This window comes from Leisingera coralii (assembly GCF_049056525.1).
Taxonomy (GTDB): domain Bacteria; phylum Pseudomonadota; class Alphaproteobacteria; order Rhodobacterales; family Rhodobacteraceae; genus Leisingera; species Leisingera coralii.
The window spans coordinates 77,874-95,212 of record NZ_JBHUPT010000048.1; the positions used below are offsets into that span (position 1 = coordinate 77,874).

General features: G+C 64.3%; 13 protein-coding genes. 8 read left to right on the plus strand and 5 right to left on the minus strand.

Annotated elements, in window-relative coordinates:
- Positions 1-508 precede the first annotated feature (508 nt).
- The gene (locus ACFMBG_RS15920; protein WP_421055679.1) at positions 509-835 is read left to right on the plus strand and encodes a hypothetical protein; all 327 of its coding nucleotides are present in this window, start codon (positions 509-511) and stop codon (positions 833-835) included.
- A 27-nt stretch (positions 836-862) separates the two neighbouring features.
- On the opposite strand, the gene ACFMBG_RS15925 is transcribed toward ACFMBG_RS15920, so the two are convergent.
- From ACFMBG_RS15925 to ACFMBG_RS15935, 3 genes are all read right to left on the minus strand, one after another.
- Positions 863-2,251 (minus strand): alpha/beta fold hydrolase, encoded by a 1,389-nt coding sequence (locus tag ACFMBG_RS15925; RefSeq protein ID WP_421055680.1) that lies wholly within the window; start codon positions 2,249-2,251, stop codon positions 863-865.
- Positions 2,252-2,387: 136 nt separating this feature from the next.
- On the minus strand, positions 2,388-6,221 hold the full coding sequence (locus ACFMBG_RS15930; protein ID WP_421055681.1) for an efflux RND transporter permease subunit: 3,834 nt from the start codon (positions 6,219-6,221) through the stop codon (positions 2,388-2,390).
- Positions 6,218-7,333 carry an efflux RND transporter periplasmic adaptor subunit gene (locus tag ACFMBG_RS15935; protein WP_421055682.1) on the minus strand — a complete coding sequence of 372 codons (1,116 nt, stop codon included), beginning with the start codon at positions 7,331-7,333 and terminating at the stop codon, positions 6,218-6,220. Before ACFMBG_RS15935 ends, ACFMBG_RS15930 begins: the two co-directional genes overlap by 4 nt.
- Before the next feature lie 290 nt (positions 7,334-7,623).
- Between ACFMBG_RS15935 and ACFMBG_RS15940 the strand changes: the two genes are divergently transcribed.
- From ACFMBG_RS15940 to ACFMBG_RS15960, 5 genes are all read left to right on the plus strand, one after another.
- Positions 7,624-8,295, plus strand: a complete 672-nt coding sequence (locus ACFMBG_RS15940; protein WP_421055683.1) for a hypothetical protein — start codon at positions 7,624-7,626, stop codon at positions 8,293-8,295.
- Between the two features lie 52 nt (positions 8,296-8,347).
- A complete protein-coding gene (locus ACFMBG_RS15945; RefSeq protein ID WP_476703267.1) occupies positions 8,348-9,670 on the plus strand; it encodes a PQQ-like beta-propeller repeat protein in 1,323 nt (440 codons plus the stop codon).
- Between the two features lie 72 nt (positions 9,671-9,742).
- Positions 9,743-11,206, plus strand: coding sequence for a ribosome biogenesis GTPase Der (gene der / locus ACFMBG_RS15950; protein WP_421055685.1), 1,464 nt, complete (start codon positions 9,743-9,745; stop codon positions 11,204-11,206).
- Positions 11,207-11,509: 303 nt separating this feature from the next.
- Positions 11,510-12,463: a fatty acid desaturase gene (locus tag ACFMBG_RS15955; protein WP_421055686.1), complete on the plus strand. Its 954-nt coding sequence runs from the start codon at positions 11,510-11,512 to the stop codon at positions 12,461-12,463.
- 69 nt (positions 12,464-12,532) lie between these two features.
- Positions 12,533-13,078, plus strand: a complete 546-nt coding sequence (locus ACFMBG_RS15960; RefSeq protein WP_421055687.1) for a helix-hairpin-helix domain-containing protein — start codon at positions 12,533-12,535, stop codon at positions 13,076-13,078.
- Positions 13,079-13,152: 74 nt separating this feature from the next.
- Here the strand turns inward: ACFMBG_RS15960 and serS are convergent, their stop codons facing one another.
- Positions 13,153-14,445 carry a serine--tRNA ligase gene (gene serS / locus ACFMBG_RS15965; protein WP_421055688.1) on the minus strand — a complete coding sequence of 431 codons (1,293 nt, stop codon included), beginning with the start codon at positions 14,443-14,445 and terminating at the stop codon, positions 13,153-13,155.
- A gap of 186 nt (positions 14,446-14,631) precedes the next feature.
- The gene (locus ACFMBG_RS15970; protein ID WP_421055689.1) at positions 14,632-15,048 is read right to left on the minus strand and encodes an SET domain-containing protein; all 417 of its coding nucleotides are present in this window, start codon (positions 15,046-15,048) and stop codon (positions 14,632-14,634) included.
- Positions 15,049-15,358: 310 nt separating this feature from the next.
- Between ACFMBG_RS15970 and yajC the strand changes: the two genes are divergently transcribed.
- Together yajC and secD are read left to right on the plus strand one after the other, a co-directional pair.
- A complete protein-coding gene (yajC, locus tag ACFMBG_RS15975) occupies positions 15,359-15,643 on the plus strand; it encodes a preprotein translocase subunit YajC (RefSeq protein ID WP_421055690.1) in 285 nt (94 codons plus the stop codon).
- 33 nt (positions 15,644-15,676) lie between these two features.
- The gene (secD, locus tag ACFMBG_RS15980) at positions 15,677-17,338 is read left to right on the plus strand and encodes a protein translocase subunit SecD (RefSeq protein WP_421055691.1); all 1,662 of its coding nucleotides are present in this window, start codon (positions 15,677-15,679) and stop codon (positions 17,336-17,338) included.
- The last annotated feature ends 1 nt before the right edge of the window (position 17,339 follow it).

Consider the following 17,339-nt stretch of genomic DNA (forward strand, 5'->3'; position numbering starts at 1 on the left):
TGACCGGAAAGGCATTGAAATCAGGTGGGAATTTCAATTGCCCTGATTGCGTCACCTGCCGGTTCCCGCTGTCGCAAACAGGCGGAAATGTATAATCGGGGGGCACATTTTGAACCGCCCGAATGATGCGGGATCTGGGGGAATGTTACGCCTTTTCAGCGGGTTGCGCCTTAAAGCTTCAGGGCATCTAAAATCAGCAGGATTTCCGCTTAGCCGCAATTGTTTGGAGAATTTGCGGCTGACAGAGGCAGAACCTTCCGGAAGGCGATTCCAAGGACACTGGTTCCGCTGGGGTGCCGGCCCGATGACTGTGCTGCGGGGGAAGCCGTACGGCAGACCCGGTGCAGCCGGCAATGGTATCAGAACGTCCCTGCTAATGCATGAATGGCCGCAGAGGGCATTGGGAGGGGCTTTTCCCATTGACCGGCCAATCACTGTGACTGCAGTCTCCCGGTTTCAGGGATCAGCGGCAGACGCGCCGTTTGACCCGGAAGAAAAGGATAATTTGATGAAGTCTCTTCTGCCTGCCGTCTCCGCTGCTGCCCTGTTGGCCTTTCAGGCTCCGGCCTTTGCCGAGGATCTGAAATTCCTGCTGGTCAACGAAAGCAGCGCCGACCTGGTTGAGTTCAATGTATCCCGCAAGTCGTCGGACAACTGGGAGGAAAACCTGATCGATGGCGGCTATCTGGCACCGGGCTATGAGATTGGCGTTCTGATCGCCGATGGCGCCGCCACCTGTGTCTATGACATACGCGGCAGCTTTGCCGATGGATCCGAGGCAGAGGATTACGGGCTCGATCTGTGTGATCTGGGCGAATACACCTTTACCGACTGATTGGGTGGGCGGCACCCGGGGGGCTGGTCACACGTGCTGGCGGATGAAGGGTTCCACCGCATCGAAGAACTGGCCGAACCCCGGCTGGCCTTCGATGCCGATGTGATTGTCGCCCGGCAGCTCGACAAAGCGGGCGCCGGGGATCAGCCGGGCGGTCAGCTGGCCCTGGCTGACCGGCACCACCCGGTCGCCTGTGTAATGCAGTACCAGTGTTGGCACATCCAGTTGCCGGGCCAGGCCGCGGACGTCGATCTGGCCGTTCATCTGGTAGATCCGGGCGGCGTTTTCCGGGGTGACGGTAACCCTTTGCAGCTCGTCAAAGCTGTCCTGGACCGCGATCGGGGCGTCGGGCAGGAAGGATGAGGTGAAGAAATGCCGGTAGACCGGCGTATCGGAGCCCCAGCCCTCGCGGATCATCATCAGGGCGGTTTCGTACATCTTCCGCTCCTCCTCGGTGCCGCGCGCCAGCCGCCCCTGCACGTAGCCGCCGAACAGGATGAGGCAGGCCACCTGCTCCGGATGGCGGGTGGCATACTCGATGGCAAAGGCCGCGCCCTGGCTGATTCCGATCAGCGCAAAGCGGCTGAGGCCGGCGGCGGCGGCGACCGCCTCCATATCCTCGATCATGGCGGCGGCGCTGATGCGCTCCGTGTCCCAGTCCGACAGGCCGTTGCCGCGCTGGTCGAACCGCACCAGCCGGTGATTGCGGGCCAGCCGGGCCAGGAATGGCGCCATGAAGGGGCTTTGCCATTCGTATTCGATGTGGTTGAGCCAATGCGGCGCGCGCAGGACCGGAGGGCCTTCGCCGACGCTGGCATGGGCGATATGGGTGCCGTCGGCGCTGACGCAAAAGGCGACCTCTTGACTGTGGGCGAGGCCGGGTTTCGGGTGTTCCGGCGCCTGCTCCGGGACCCATTGCCAGACCCGGACCGGGCGGGAGATGTTCTTGATCCGCTGGCTGCCGAGATCCTTGAAGCCGCTGGCAATCCGCCCCTGCACGGTCTGATAGACGATATCGGAGATGCAGACACCGCCGGGCCGGGCCAGCCCCTCCAGCCGGGCCGCGACGTTGACGCCATCGCCGAACATGTCGGCTTCGTCAAAGATGACATCGCCGAGGTTGATGCCGACCCGGTACTTGATCTTCTGGTCCTCGGGCAGCGCTGCTTCGCGTTCGGGCATTTTCGCTTGGATTCCGAGGGCGCAGTTCACGGCGTCCTGGGCGGAGACAAATTCAGCCAGCAGGCCGTCGCCGGTGGTCTTGATGATGCGGCCGCGGTTTCGGCTGATCGCGGGGTCGATCAGGTCGCGCCGGTGCTGTTTCTGGCGCGCGATCGTGGCCTCGTCGTCGATCTCCATCAGCCGGGAATAGCCGACCATGTCGGATGCCAGTACTGCTGCTAGCCGGCGTTCCATCTGCGTTCCCTCCTGACGTCAGGGTAGCAGATTTTCCGCGCGGGCGCTTGCGGGATGATTGCTCCCGTACTGCCGGGGGAGTGAGGAATGCAGGCGTGCCAAAAAGAAAACGCCCCGCCGGGTGGCGGGGCGCTGATCATTCGGCGGCGCGGAGTCTGCCTGCGGGGGGCGGCGGTGTCTCATCGTCCTCTGCTGGCGGCTCCTGCTCTGCCGCGGCGGGCTGCTCGTCACCCTCCCACAGGATTTCCGTGGTCGGCAGCGCACGGGCCTTTTTGAAAAGGCGCGAGTCCTGCGCGATGCGGCTGGAGCGGCCGCGGGTCAGGCGCGACAGCATCCGTCCGAGTGCCCGCATGTAGGTGGAGAACCACACCCGGATGGCCAGCAGCGACGGGGTCACCACCAGGGTCAGCACGGTGGCGATGCCCAGGCCAAAGACCACGGCGGTTGCCAGCTGTTTCCACCACAGCGCGGTGGGGCTGTCGATCGAGTAGCCGCCGTTGATGAAGTCGAGGCTGACACCGAACATCATCGGGGTGAGGCCCGCCATCGTGGTGATGGTGGTCAGCAGAACCGGGCGGATACGTGCCTCAGCCGTGCGGATGATCGCCTCGATCCGCGGCATCTTCTGGCTGAACTCCTGATAGGTGTCGATCAGCACGATGTTGTTGTTCACCACGATCCCCGCCAGCGCCACGATGCCGGTGCCGGTCATGATGATGGAGAAGGGCTGCTGCATCACCATCATGCCGATCAGCACGCCGGTGGTGGAGAGCACCACCGCCAGCAGCACCAGCACCGAATTATAGAAGCTGTTGAACTGCGCCAGCAGGATCACGAACATCAGCGCCAAGGCGCCGGCAAAGGCCCTGGACAGGAAGGCTCCGGATTCCTCCTGCTCCTCCTGGTCGCCGGTCCATTCCCAGCTGATGCTGCGCGGCAGCGGGTCGGTTTCCAGCCATTCGGTGATGACGGCGATCCGCTCGTTCGGGTTCACCGGGCTGATCTTGGCGCCGTTGTCCAGCGCCGCCAGCACCGCATCGAAGCTGTCGGCACCCGTCAGCGTCACCAGTTCCATCAGCCTGCCGTTCGGAGCGGTGAGGCTGTCGCCGTTGGCCGCCGTGCCTTCCGGCACTTCCTTGAGCAGGGCCAGCCGGGTCATTTCGCCGGTGTCCGGATCCTCCAGGATGACCTTGTTCAGGCCCGCCTCGACGTCGGCCTTGACGTCGTAGAACCGTTCCTGGCCGATGCGGTTGATCTGGGCCAGTTTCGGCACCGGCTGGCGGGTCACGAAGTTCGACAGCGGCACCAGCCCGTCGGCGGTGCGGACCTTGAGGTTGTCGAGCGTCGACAGCACCCGGTCCTGTTCCGGCAGGCGGACGCGGATTTCGATTTCCTCATCCGAGCTGTCCACCCGCATGGTGTCCAGCAGGATGCCGCGGGTGACAAGCTGCACCATCGCGCCCACGGTCGCCACATCGGCGCCGTAACGGCCGGCCTTCTCGACATCCACGTTGATCTGCCAGTCGATGCCGGGCAGCGGCAGGCTGTCCTCGATCAGGATCAGGCCGGGGGTGTTTTCGAACTGCTCCCGTGCGGCCAGGGTGGCGCTGGTCAGATCGTCCCAGCCGTCGCCGCGCAGGCGCAGGTGCACCGGCTTGCCGGAGGCGGGGCCCTGTGCCAGGGCGCGGACCTCGACCTCGAACCCGGGCAGCTTGGCCAGTTGTGCGTTCAGCTGGTCGATCACGGTGTTGCCGTCATATTCCTCGGCGATGATTTCTTTCTCAAAGCCCAGGTATTTGCTCAGCAGCGCGCCGAACCAGCCGTCCAGCGGCTCGCTCTCGGTGGGGCGCTCCTCCCACGGGATGATCTCGAACTGGACCTGGCCGATGGTGTCCGGCGGCAGCTGCGCGCCGGAGCTGTCGGTGTTGAGGCCGCCGTCGCCGGCAAAGGAGAAGACATTGATCACCGCGTGGTGGTCCAGGATGACCTCCTCGGTGGCGCGGACCATGTCGTCCTTTTCGTGCAGCGAGATGTTGCCGCGGGCGCGGACATAGGCGGTGGCCTGCTCCGGTTCCGAGTCGACGAAGAATTCGACGCCGTAGTTATTTTCGCTGAAGGTGGCGAAAACGGTCATGATGGCAAAGCCCACCGCGCCGATGGTCACAACCGGCATCACCGGGTTGCCCGCGATGAACTTGATCACATGGCCGAAGGGCGTGTGGTGGTAGCCGGGGGCGACCTCCTTTTCCTCGCGCTCGATCTTGACGGCGCTGAGGGTGATGGAGGCGGCGAAGGCTGCCAGGGTAAAGACCAGCCCGCCGAACAGAACGCCTGCCATCGGCTCCGTGCCTTCGGGCAGCAGATAGGAGGGGTTCAGCATCTGCATGGCGCCTGCGAACATGCCCCACATGGAGACCGGCACCAGAACCGCGCGCAGCCACCAGGGCGCGATCATCCGCAGAGCGCGGGAGGCGCCCTCGAAGGTGCGGCTGATACGGCCGGTGACACCGCCCATGACGGGCAGGTAGATCAGCGCTACCACCAGCGAGGCCGACAGCACGAAGATCAGGGTGACCGGCAGCATGCCCATGAATTCGCCCGGAACGCCGGGCCAGAACAGCATCGGCAGGAAGGCGCAGAGCGTGGTCGCGGTGGAGGAGACGATCGGCCAGAACATCCGCTGTGCCGCCTCGACATAGGCGTGCATCGGGCCGGTGCCTTCCTTGATCCGTTTGTCGGCGTATTCCACCACAACGATGGCGCCGTCCACCAGCATCCCCACGGCCAGAATCAGGCCGAACATCACGATGTTGGAGATCGAGATGCCCATCAGTGCCAAGAGTGCAAAGCACAGCAGGAAGGATGTCGGGATTGCAAAGCCGACCAGCAGCGCAGCACGGCTGCCAAGCGCCGACAGCACCACGATCATCACCAGCGCGATGGCGGTCAGCACCGAACCTTCGAGCTGGCTGACCATCGAACCGACCACACGGCTCTGGTCGTTGGAGGTGCCGACCTCAACCGCGGCCTGCAATTCCGGCGGCCATTTGGACTTTGACTCCTCCAGGGTCTCTTTCACCAGGTTGACGGTGTCGATCAGGTTGTAGCCCTTGCGCTTGACCACCTGCAGGGCAACCGTGTCCTCGCCGTTGAAGCGGGCGGTGCCTTCGCGGTCCTCGAAGGTGAAGTTGATCTGCGCCAGTTCACCCAGGGTGACCACACGGTCGCCATTGGTCTTGACCGGCAGTTGGTAGATGTCTTTCACGTCGTCGAAGGAGGAGGGGATCTTGACCGCAAAGGTGCCCTGGCTGGTCTCGACCTCACCAGCTGCGATCAGCTGGTTGTTGTTCTGCACGACATTGATCAGCTCAAGTGCTGTGACGTTGTAAGCCTCCAGCCGCAGCGGGTCGATCAGCACCTCGACCATCTCGTCGCGGTTGCCGGCAATACCAGCCTCCAGCACCGCATCAAGCGCCTCAAGGTCGTCCTGCAAGTCCTTGGCAATGCGCGCCATCGTGCGTTCGGGCACGGCGCCGGTCAGGTTCACGATGACGATGGGGAATTCGGAGAAGTTGATCTCGGTGATCGAGTATTTCTCGGCCCCTTCCGGGAACTCCGCCTCCGCCTTGTCCATGGCGTCGCGCACGTCGGCCATGATGGCGGTCTTGTCCCAGCCGAATTCGAACTCCAGCGCCACCCCGGCATAGCCTTCGGCGGCGGTGGACGTCATCTTGTCGAGCCCGTCGAGGTCGGCAAGCTCGGTCTCCATCACCTTGACCATCAGGGATTCGGCGTCCTCGGCGGAGATGCCGGGGAAGGGGACTGAGATGAACAGGGCCGGGATCTCGATATCCGGCTCGCCCTCTTTGGGCAGCATCGAGTAGGCAAAGCCGCCGACAAGCAGCGAGATTGCGATGAAGGCGAGGACCATCCGGGCGCGGCCGGCGGCCCAATCGACGATGCCAATCACTGTTCAGTCTCCCGGTAGGTGGCCGCCACGGCGACGCCTTCGGTCACAAAGTCCTGCCCCACGACGATCACGTCTGCGGTTTCGGGCAGGCCGCCGAGCCAGACGCCGTCGGCCTCATCCCGCAGGAGCTGCACGGCATAGAATACCACGGTGCTGTCCTCGCCGACAACGCGGACGCCAAGCTGGCCCTCGTTGTTCAAGGTCAGCGCCGATTGCGGCAGCTTGTGCGCCAGCCGCCCGGCGGAGGAGATGGCGATATCGGCGGTCTGGCCGTCGCGGATGCTCAGGTCCGGGTTCGGCACGGTAATCTCGACCTCGAAGGTGCGGGTGGTGGGGTCGGCGGAGCGGCTGAGGAAGGTCACCTTGCCCTGAACCTGCTGGCCGGTGGACAGCTCTGCGCCTGCTGTTGCGCCCAGTTCCACCTTGTTGACCTCTGCCTCCGGCACGTAGCCCACCAGCTTGATGGTATCGAGCTGAATGACGGTGCCGCAGAGGCTGCCCGGCTGCAGCAGGCTGCCCAGTTCGGCGGTGTCGCTTTCCAGCAGGCCAGCGAAGGGCGCGGTTATGGTCAAGCGGTCCAGCTCCTTTTGCGCGGCGGCAACCGCGGCAATGGCGGTGCGTTCCGCGGCTTCGGAGGCGGCCAGCCGGGTTTCAGAGGCATAGCCGCCTTCGGACAGTTTGGAGGAGGCGGTGAGGTTGATCTTGGCTTCCTTCAGCCGCGCCTGCGCTTCCTGCAGTGTGGCGTTGCGGGTGCCCGGGTCGAGCTGGCACAGGACATCGCCCTTTTCAACATGGGCGCCCTTGCGCAGCGGCTCGGAAATCACGGTTGAGGTGGTTTCGGCCCGTACGTCCACCTGGCGGATGGCCTGGGTCTGGCCGCGCAGGATTACCGCGCTGCCGATGGTGCGCGCCTTGCTTTGCAGCGCCACGACGCCCACGCGCGTTTCCTCGGCCTGGGCAAGCTCCAGCCCTTCGGCGGTTTCCGCTTCGCTTTGGGTGGCGTCCGGGGCATCCTCGCCGCGGGCAAAGGCCATCAGGTCGTCACGCTGAATAACCACCATATAGAGGCTGGCTGTCACCACCACCGCGGTCAGCATCGGGATGATACGCATGTCGGGCCTTTCCTTGTTCCTGTCTTCTCCCTGTGCGCTGTGCTCCTGGGCCGGCGGGCGGCGGGGCCTGATTACAAGGGGAGTCGCGCGTATGTGATAGGCCTGATATAGGATATGTCCATTCTAAACTAAGTGGTTTAGTTCACATTTCTTGCTTTTCTGGCCTGAATACCGATGTTTCTGGTGCAAACGGGCCACTTGGCTTGGCGTTTGAGCCGGGGTAAGAGGGGCGCGACGCATACAATACCGGCAAGGGCGCAGGCCCGGGCCGCGCATATCAGGGGCTTTTCATGAGCGATACCGACAGCTTTATCGATGAGGTGACCGAAGAGGTCCGCCGTGACCGGCTTTTCCTGATGCTCAAGCGCTATGGCTGGATCGGCGGCGTTGCGGTGGCGCTGGTTGTCGGCGGTGCGGCGTTCCGCGAGTACAGCAAGGCGCAGGAGCGCGCGGCGGCAGAGGATCTGGGCGACAAGATCACTGCAGCGCTGGAGATCGACGGCAGCGAAGATCAGGCCGCGGCGCTGGCGGCGGTGACCGCCGAGGGCGCCGGCGGCACGGCCATCGTCAAGATGCTGGAAGCCGGTGCGCTGGCCGGGGCAGGCAAGACTGCCGAGGCGGTGGCCCGGCTTGAGGCCGTGGCCGTCAACGGCGAACTGCCGCTGATCTACCGCCACATCGCCAGCTTCAAGGCGCTGGCGCTGCAGGCCGATACCCTGAGCGTGGCCGACCGCCGCCTGCAGTATGAAGCACTAGCGCAGCCCGGTGCGCCGCTGGCGCTGCTGGCGGCTGAACAGCTGGCGCTGCTGGACATCGAAGAAGGCAACAGCGAGGCGGCCATTGCCCGGCTGCGGGAGATTGCAGCCGATGCCGCGGCAACCGGAGACTTGAAAGACCGCGCGTCTCAGGTGATTGTGGCGCTCGGCGGCTCCCTGGAGGGGGACACCGCGCCAGAGGGGTGAGGCGCTCCGCGGATGGGAACTTGCGGAAGACTACGGCAGACAGGGCAGGGCAATGACAATAACAAAGACTTTCTCCCGGGTACGGGGTCTTCTGTGCACAACCGCAGCCATGGCGGTTCTGGCCGCCTGTGCCGAGGAGGAAATCATCCTGCGCGGCGAGCGCGAGGATATCCGGCCCGATGCCGCCGTTGAGGTGGTGAACCAGGCGCGTCCCATTTCGCTGCCGGCGCAGACCGCCAATGCGGAGTGGGCCCAAGGGCACGGCGCCGAGGCGGGGCGCACCGCGCATCCGGCGCTGTCTGCCGCGCCGCAACGGATCTGGTCTGCCTCGATCGGTGCCGGTGACAGCCGCCGCCAGCGCATCACCGCGACCCCGGTTGTGGGCGGCGGGCGTATCTACACGCTGGACAGCGCGGCGCAGGTTTCCGCCGTCTCGCCGCAGGGCCAGGTCCTGTGGCAAAGCGGATTGATCCCGGCAGCAGATGACGAGGGCCAGGCCACCGGTGGCGGTTTGGCCTATGACAATGGCGTGCTCTATGTCTCTTCCGGCTTCGGGGTGCTGACGGCGCTGAATGCCGCCGATGGCAGCCTGATCTGGCGTCAGGAACTGGGCGCCACCGGCTCCGGCCAGCCGCGGGTCAGCGGCGGGCTGGTCTATTTGGTGGCGGGCGACGACACCGGCTGGGCTGTGAACACCAAGGACGGGCGCATTGCCTGGCAGATCGAGGCCTCGCCTTCAGCTGCCAACGTTCTGGGCGCACCGGCACCTGTGGTCACCAGTGACCTTGCCATCTTTGCCTTTGGCTCCGGCGATCTGATCGCCACCTTCCGCCGCGGCGGCCTGCGGCGCTGGAGCGCGTCGGTGGCCGGCCAGCGCACCGGCCAGACCCTGTCGCGGATCAGTGACGTGACCGGCGCGCCGGTGGTTGCGGGCAAGCGGCTTTATGCGGGCAACAACTCGGGCCGTACCGTCGCCATTGACCTGGACACCGGCGACCGGTTGTGGACCGCGCGCGAAGGCGCGTCCGGCACCGCCTGGCCTGCGGGCGGCAGCCTGTTCCAGGTGAGCGACCTGAACCAGCTGCTGCGCCTTGATGCGGGCACGGGCGAGGTGATCTGGGCGGTGGACCTGCCGGGCTATGTCAAGGACAAGCCGGGCAAGCGCGGCAAGATCCACGTGCATCACGGCCCGGTGCTGGCGGGCGGGCAGATCGTGCTGGCCTCCAATGACGGGCAGCTGCGCTTCTTCAATCCTGTTGACGGCAGCCTGACCCGCACCGCCGAGGTGCCGGGCGGCGCCACCACAGCGCCGGTTGTTGCAGGGCGCACGCTGTATGTGGTTTCCTCCGACGGTGAATTGCTGGCATACCGCTGATCCATGTTTCCGGGTGGCGGATGCCGCGCAGATGCGCTATGAGCCGCGTCTGAATCGCAGAAAGCTGGTCTGATGTCCTTTACCCTCGCCATTGTGGGCCGTCCCAATGTGGGCAAGTCCACCCTGTTCAACCGCCTCGTGGGCAAGAAGCTGGCCCTGGTCGATGACCAGCCGGGCGTGACGCGCGACCTGCGCGAGGGCGAGGCGCGGCTGGGGGATCTGCGCTTTACCGTGATCGACACCGCCGGTCTGGAAGACGCCACCGACAACTCGCTGGAGGGCCGCATGCGCCGCCTGACCGAGCGGGCGGTGGATATGGCCGACATCTGCCTGTTCATGATCGACGCCCGCACTGGTGTCACCCCGACCGACGAGATCTTTGCCGACATCCTGCGCCGCAAGTCCGCGCATGTGATCCTGGCCGCCAACAAGGCCGAGGGCAACGCCGCCGAGGCCGGGGTGCTGGAGGCCTATGGCCTGGGCCTGGGCGAGCCGCTGCGGCTGTCGGGCGAGCATGGCGAGGGGATGCCGGATCTGTACGGCATCCTGCAGCCGCTGGCGGAGAAGTTCGAGGCGGTGGCGGAAGACCATGCGCCGGTGACCGATGTCGAGGTCTATGAAGAGATCGGCGAGGACGAGGAAGAGGTCATCCCGGTTCCGACCGACGCCAAGCCCTTGCAGGTCGCTGTCGTCGGCCGCCCGAACGCGGGCAAGTCGACGCTGATCAACAAGATCCTGGGCGAGGAGCGGCTGCTGACCGGGCCAGAGGCCGGGATCACCCGCGATGCGATCTCGCTCAAGATCAACTGGAAAGACGTGCCGATGCGGGTGTTCGACACCGCCGGCATGCGCAAGAAGGCCAAGGTGCAGGAGAAGCTGGAAAAGCTCTCTGTCTCCGATGGCCTGCGCGCGGTGAAATTCGCCGAGGTCGTGGTGGTGCTGCTGGATGCGAGCATCCCGTTCGAGCAGCAGGACCTGCGGATTGCCGACCTGGCCGAGCGCGAGGGGCGCGCGGTTGTGGTGGCTGTCAACAAATGGGACGCCGAGGAGCACAAGCAGGAAAAGCTGCGCGACCTCAAGGAGGCCTTCGGCCGTCTGCTGCCGCAGCTGCGCGGGGCGCCGCTGGTGACGGTTTCGGCCAAGACCGGCAAGGGGCTGGACCGTTTGCATGAGGCGATCATGCGCGCCTATGCAACCTGGAACCGCCGGGTGCCGACCGCGGCGCTGAACCGCTGGCTTATCGGCATGCTGGAGCAGCACCCGCCGCCGGCCCCCCAGGGCAAGCGGATCAAGCTGCGCTACATGACCCAGGCCAAGAGCCGTCCGCCGGGATTCGTGGTGATGTGCTCGCATCCCGACAAGCTGCCGGAAAGCTATACCCGCTATCTGGTCAACGGCTTGCGTGAAGACTTTGACATGCCGGGCACGCCGATCCGCCTGTATATGCGCGGGCAGGGGGACAAGAACCCCTACAAGGGCAAGCGGACCAAGAATGCGGGCGCGCTGACCAAGCACCTGAACAAGCGCGGCGGCTAAAGCGGCAACGGCGGGGCGCTCCCGCCCGGCCTGCGGCATTCACAGAATTCCTTGGCCCGTTGGGCCCGGCGCCGCCCTGACGGGCGGCGCTTTTGCGTTGCGCGGATGCGGCGGCCTTTTGCCTGCCCGGCACCCCTGGCGGCTTCCGCTATTCCCTTTGCCGCGGCAGGGCGCTAATCCTATGGTTGTGTTTCTTGTTTTCGGTAGCCTTGCCTTTGGGCCTGGCGGGATTATCTGACATTCTACCTTGGACGGGCTGCGGGTTTCGCGCGCCTGTCACGCAATGATTTTATGGACGTTTTCATGGATCTGAGGGCACATACTCGCAAATACACCGAAAAGGACAACCGGCTGGCCGCGCTCAGCTACTTCGGAACATTTGCGGTCTATTTCCTGTCTCTTTTTCTGGCGATCGCGAATGCCGATCGCTGGTATGTGATGCTGCCCGCAGGCGTCGTGTTCGCCTTCGCTGCCGTCCGCCTGTATGTGCTGCAGCATGACACCGGCCATCATTCGCTGTTTGAAACCCGTTTGCAGAACGAGATCGCCGGCCATGTTCTGTCGCCTTTCACCTTCGCCCCGTTTGAGGTGATGAAGCAGAACCACAACCTGCATCATTCCAACATCGGCAATCTGGAGCACCGGGAAACCGGCGAGATTCACACCATGACGCTGCGGGAGTGGCAGCAGGCAGGCTTTTGGGAGCGGCTGTCCTACCGGCTGTACCGCAACCCCTTTGTGCTGGTGCCGGTGGGGGCGGCGTTTACCTATTTCATCCGTTACCGCTGGCCCAAGAACACGGTACGCTTCGGCGCCCTGGGCGTGGTGCTGCACAATCTGGTGATCGTGGCGATGCTGGCGCTTCTGTACCGTGTGGCGGGGATGACCGGCATTTGGGTGTGGCTGGTGTTTTCCTTCCTCGGCGGCATGATCGGGGTGTTCCTGGTCTATCTGCAGCATAATTTCGAGGACACTTACTGGGACCGCCGCCCGGACCTGAACCCGCAGGTGGCGGCGCTGCAGGGCTCATCCTGCCTCGACTTCGGCTGGTTCTTCGACATGGCGGTTGCCAATATCACCCTGCATGACATCCACCATTACAATGCCAGGATCCCCTCCTACCGGCTCCGCCAGTGCCATTACAGCCTGCCGCCGGAATTGGGACTGCGCCGGATCAAATTTCCCGAGGCTGTCCGGGCGCTGACGTTAAAGCTCTGGGATGAAGATAAAAAATGCCTAGTGCCCTTTCCTGCCTGAGCGGTGTTGTGCAATTTTGGCACTATTACCGGGACAAGTAATTTGAGCGGCAGGCGAAGGGGAGCAGGGATGACACCGATTGACAAGCTGCGCGGGGTTGGGCCTGCGCTGGCCAGGATACTGCAGGAAAACGGCGTGCAATCCGTCGAGGATCTGGCGGGGATGGAGGAGGCCGGGCTGCGCCGAATTCCCGGTATCGGGACAAACCGTGCAGCTTCGCTGGGGGCTCTGGCAAGGAAAGCGGCAAGCGCAGGGGCGGCGGATAGCCCGGACGGGGACGGAGGCAAGCCGGTGAATGGCAAGCCAGCCGAACCAGGGGCAGACGCCCTTTCGCAACCGGCACAGGAAGAGATGGACAAGAAACTGGCCGAAGCCGAGGCTGCCCGCAAGGCAGCGGAGGAGAAGGCGGCAAAAGCCAAAGCCAAGGCCGCAAAGGCCAAGCGCAAGGCCGCCAATCTGGCGGAGGAATTTGCTGCGGCCAAGATCAAGGCCAAGCTGAAGGCCAAGAAGATGAAGGCCAAGGCCAAGAAGGCCATCGAAAAAGAGAAGGCCAAGGCGCAAGCGATCCTGGAAGGGAAGACTGCCGGGAAGAAAAAGAAGAAGGCGAAGAAGTAGCGCCAACTCCTTCACTTGAAATAAAAAAACCGGCGCTGAAAGGCGCCGGTTTTCGATTGTTTGACTGGGCGGGGTTAGACCAGCTGGCCTTCGGCAGTCAGGGTTAGCTTGCCGCCCAGATAGGGCGCCAGCGCCTCCGGCAGCTTAACCGACCCATCCGCCTGCTGGCCGTTTTCCAGCACCGCGATCAGGCAGCGGCCCACCGCCAGGCCGGAGCCGTTCAGCGTATGCACGAACTGCGGCTTGCCGCCGTCTGCGGGCTTGAAGCGCGCGTTCATGCGGCGGGCCTGGAAGTCGCCGCAGACCGAGACCGAGGAGATCTCGCGGTAGGTGTTCTGGCCCGGCACCCAGACTTCGATGTCGTGGGTCTTGCGGGCGCCAAAGCCCATGTCGCCGGTACACAGCACGATGGTGCGGTAGGGCAGGCCCAGGCGCTCCAGGATGTCCTCGGCGCAGCGGGTCATGCGCTCATGCTCTTCCAGGCTGCTGTCCGGATGGGTGACCGAGACCATCTCGACCTTTTCGAACTGGTGCTGGCGCAGCATGCCCGCGGTGTCCTTGCCGGCCGAACCGGCCTCGGAGCGGAAGCACTGGGTGTGCGCCACATAGCGGCGCGGCAGGTAGCTTTCCTCGACAACCATGTTGTTGACGATGTTGGTCAGCGTGACCTCAGCCGTCGGCACCAGCCACCAGCCGTTGGTGGTCTTGTAGCTGTCCTCGCCGAACTTGGGCAGCTGGCCGGTGCCATACATCATCTCTTCGCGCACCAGCACCGGGGTCCAGGTCTCGGTCAGGCCGTTTTCGTCCACATGGGTGTTAATCATGAACTGCGCCAGCGCCCGGTGGATGCGGGCAACCGCGCCGGACAGCACCACAAAACGGCTGCCGGAGAGCTTAGCCGCAACCTCGAAATCCATGCCGGGCTTCACGCCCTCGATTTCGAAATGCTCCTTGGGCTCGAAGTCGAGCGCCTTGGGCTCGCCCCAGCGGCGGATTTCGACGTTGTCGTCCTCATCCTCGCCCAGCGGCACATCCTCGAACGCAAGGTTCGGGATGGTGGCCAGCATGTCGTTCAGCTGCTGGTCCAGCGCCTTGGCCTCGGTGTTCATGGCGGCCACTTCGGCCTTCTTCTCGGCCACCAGCGCGCGCAGGCGCTCGAACTCGGCCTCATCGCCGCGGCCCTTGGCGGCGCCGACTTCCTTGGAGGCCTTGTTCTGCTCCGCCTGGGCGGTTTCGGCGGCCAGGATCTTGGCGCGGCGCGCCTCATCCAGCGCCAGGATCTCGGATGACACGCCCGCATCCCCGCGCCGCGCCACAGCGGCGTCGAAGGCGGCAGGATTTTCGCGGATTGCGCGGATGTCATGCATGGGAGTCTCTCCTAGCGTTGGAAGGTGATTTGAATCAGTAGGCCCATCCTATGACGCAAGGGTGAACAAAGGGGAAGGGGGGCGGACGGTCTATGCTGCAGGTGGGATTTTCGGGCACAGCCCGGGCCGTATCCCGCCCGCGGCTGGAAAAGTTAAGGCCGGGTGCTGGACCCGGCCTTTGGAGTATTATTCTGCGGCCATCGCCATCATCTGCACTTGGTGCCTTGGCGGCTGCATGCGGATCTCGCCGGTCAGGAAGTCCGCATAGTCGAAGGTCAGCTCCGTGCCGGCCGGGATATTGCTCAGCGCCCGGCCCCAGACCCCGTCCGAGAAATCGAGGTTCGGGTACATGGAATGGTTGAGGAAACGCCCTTCGTCGCATTGCAGCATCAGGTAACCGGGGCGGCAGGGATCCGGGAAGCAGTAGCGTTCCAGGAACTCTTTCATGTGCGGCTCGACGTTGTCCAGCTTGCTTTCCGGGAAGGTGGTGTCGAGCATTCTGTCATGCCGCCAGACGATGTCGCCCTTGGTGATGTGCTCATGGCTGAAAACACCCAGCCCTTCGATGGCTGAGGGGGCGAGATAGCAGCGCACCATCATCATGCGCCTGTTCCTTCTTTCAGGAATGGCCGGGCCGCCTTCCGGACCGGAAAAAGGGGGAAAAACCCCGCGTCTGGCGGCGGACGCAAGGGAAAGCAAAGCGCCGATTCGCGGCTGTTTGCAATCAAAATTTCACTGCGGGGGACGCGGCGTGGAGCCATATTATGCAGCTTGCCGGAACGGCAGCTGCTGCGCCGGGCAATCTGCGCCGCAGGCGTGTCAGGGTTCCCTTGCAATGCCCCAGTTCAACGCATAGGTTCCGCTGCAAAATTCCGGCATGACACCCATGCCGCTTTGACAGAAGGAATATCCCATGGACGGTGGCGCAGTCGCCCAATTTCTCCCGCTTATCCTGATCTTCGCGATCATGTACTTCCTGCTGATCCGCCCGCAGCAGAAGAAGATGAAACAGCATCAGGCGATGGTGGACGGCCTGCGCCGCGGTGACCAGGTGGTGACCCAGGGCGGCGTCATCGGCAAGGTGTCCAAGGTCAAGGAAGACGGCGAGATCGAGGTGGAGATCGCCGAGGGCGTCAAGGTGCGCGTGGTCAAGGCGACCATTGCCCAAGTTCTGAACAAGACCGAGCCGGCAGCCTGAGCGCCCTTCGCAACTATCTGAAAAGGCAGGGCAATGCTGCAAATTGATCTCTGGAAGAGGGTGCTGATCTGGCTGGTATGCGCAGCCGGGCTGATGCTTGCCCTGCCAAACGGTTTTTATACCCGCGTCGAACGGGCCAATGACGCGGCCGCCGACATCATCGCCAAGGGCGAGACCCCGGAACGGCTGGAAACGGCTGGCCAATGGCCGTCGTTCCTGCCGTCCGGGCTGGTGAATCTTGGCCTCGACCTGCGGGGGGGTGCGCATCTGCTCGCCGAAGTGCAGGTGGAAGACGTCTATGAGGCGCGGATGGATGCGCTGTGGCCGGAAGTGCGCGATGCGCTGCGGCCCGAGCGCAGCACCGTCGGCACCTTCCGCCGCCAGCCGGGGCCTGCGGATGAGATTCGCCTGAAGCTCTCCAAGCCCGACGGCATGGCCCATGCGCTGGAAGTGGTGCGCGGCCTGGCCAACCCGATCACCACGCTGACCGGTGTCGGCGCCAATGACATCGAGGTTTCGGCACAGGGCGACATCCTGGTGGTGCGCCTGAGCGAGGCGGAGAAGGTCGCCTCCGACGACCGCACCGTGCGCCAGGCGCTGGAAATCGTGCGCCGCCGCATCGACGAGGTGGGCACCCGCGAGCCGACAATCCAGCGCCAGGGCGCCGACCGGATCCTGATCCAGGTGCCGGGCATCGGGTCCGCGTCTGAGCTGAAGGCGATCATCGGCACCACCGCGCAGCTGAATTTCAACCCGGTTGTGGGCCGCGGCAGCGATGCCGATGCAGCGCCCGGCGTCGGCAACAAGGTGATCCCGTCGCTGGATGAGGACGGCGTTTACTACACCATCGAGGCCGCCGCGGTTGTGACCGGCGAGGACCTGGTGGATGCGCAGCCCTCCTTCGACCAGAACGGCCGGCCTGCGGTGACCTTCCGCTTCAACACCTCCGGCGCGCGCCGGTTCGGTGACTACACCGCGGAAAACATCGGCTCCCCCTTTGCCATCGTTCTGGATGACGAGGTGGTCTCCGCCCCGGTGATCCAGTCGCATATCCCGGGCGGCTCCGGCATCATCACCGGCAACTTCACAATCGAGGAAAGCACTAACCTGGCGGTGCTGCTGCGCGCAGGCGCGCTGCCCGCCGGGCTGGAGTTCCTGGAAGAGCGCACGATTGGTCCGGAACTGGGCCAGGACAGCATCGATGCGGGCAAGGTGGCAACCGCTGTGGCCTTTGCCGCTGTGCTTATCTACATGGTCGGCAGCTACGGCCTGTTCGGCATGTTTGCCAATGTGGCGCTGGTGCTGAACATCGCGCTGATCTTTGGCATGCTGAGCCTCATCGGCGGCACCCTGACCCTGCCGGGCATCGCCGGCATCGTTCTGACGGTTGGTATGGCGGTCGACGCCAACGTGCTGATCTTCGAGCGTATCCGCGAGGAGCTGAAATCCGGCCGCGGCCCAGCCCGGGCCATCGACGAAGGCTACTCCAAGGCGCTGAGCGCCATTCTTGACGCCAACATCACCACCTTCATCACCGCGGTGATCCTGTTCGCCATGGGCTCCGGCCCGGTGCGCGGCTTTGCGATCACCCTGGGGCTGGGCATCATGACCTCGGTATTCACCGCGATCTTTGTGACCCGCCTGATGATCATCATGTGGTTTGAACGGCGCCGTCCAAAAACGATTGAGGTGTAAG

What these genes read in the sequence shown, in the direction of transcription:
- ACFMBG_RS15920 (WP_421055679.1), top strand. Translation starts at nt 509, where the DNA reads ATGAAGTCTCTTCTGCCTGCCGTCTCCGCTGCTGCCCTGTTGGCCTTT.
- ACFMBG_RS15925 (WP_421055680.1), bottom strand. Translation starts at nt 2,251, where the DNA reads ATGGAACGCCGGCTAGCAGCAGTACTGGCATCCGACATGGTCGGCTAT.
- ACFMBG_RS15935 (WP_421055682.1), bottom strand. Translation starts at nt 7,333, where the DNA reads ATGCGTATCATCCCGATGCTGACCGCGGTGGTGGTGACAGCCAGCCTC.
- ACFMBG_RS15940 (WP_421055683.1), top strand. Translation starts at nt 7,624, where the DNA reads ATGAGCGATACCGACAGCTTTATCGATGAGGTGACCGAAGAGGTCCGC.
- ACFMBG_RS15945 (WP_476703267.1), top strand. Translation starts at nt 8,348, where the DNA reads ATGACAATAACAAAGACTTTCTCCCGGGTACGGGGTCTTCTGTGCACA.
- der (WP_421055685.1), top strand. Translation starts at nt 9,743, where the DNA reads ATGTCCTTTACCCTCGCCATTGTGGGCCGTCCCAATGTGGGCAAGTCC.
- ACFMBG_RS15955 (WP_421055686.1), top strand. Translation starts at nt 11,510, where the DNA reads ATGGATCTGAGGGCACATACTCGCAAATACACCGAAAAGGACAACCGG.
- ACFMBG_RS15960 (WP_421055687.1), top strand. Translation starts at nt 12,533, where the DNA reads ATGACACCGATTGACAAGCTGCGCGGGGTTGGGCCTGCGCTGGCCAGG.
- serS (WP_421055688.1), bottom strand. Translation starts at nt 14,445, where the DNA reads ATGCATGACATCCGCGCAATCCGCGAAAATCCTGCCGCCTTCGACGCC.
- ACFMBG_RS15970 (WP_421055689.1), bottom strand. Translation starts at nt 15,048, where the DNA reads ATGATGATGGTGCGCTGCTATCTCGCCCCCTCAGCCATCGAAGGGCTG.
- yajC (WP_421055690.1), top strand. Translation starts at nt 15,359, where the DNA reads ATGGACGGTGGCGCAGTCGCCCAATTTCTCCCGCTTATCCTGATCTTC.
- secD (WP_421055691.1), top strand. Translation starts at nt 15,677, where the DNA reads ATGCTGCAAATTGATCTCTGGAAGAGGGTGCTGATCTGGCTGGTATGC.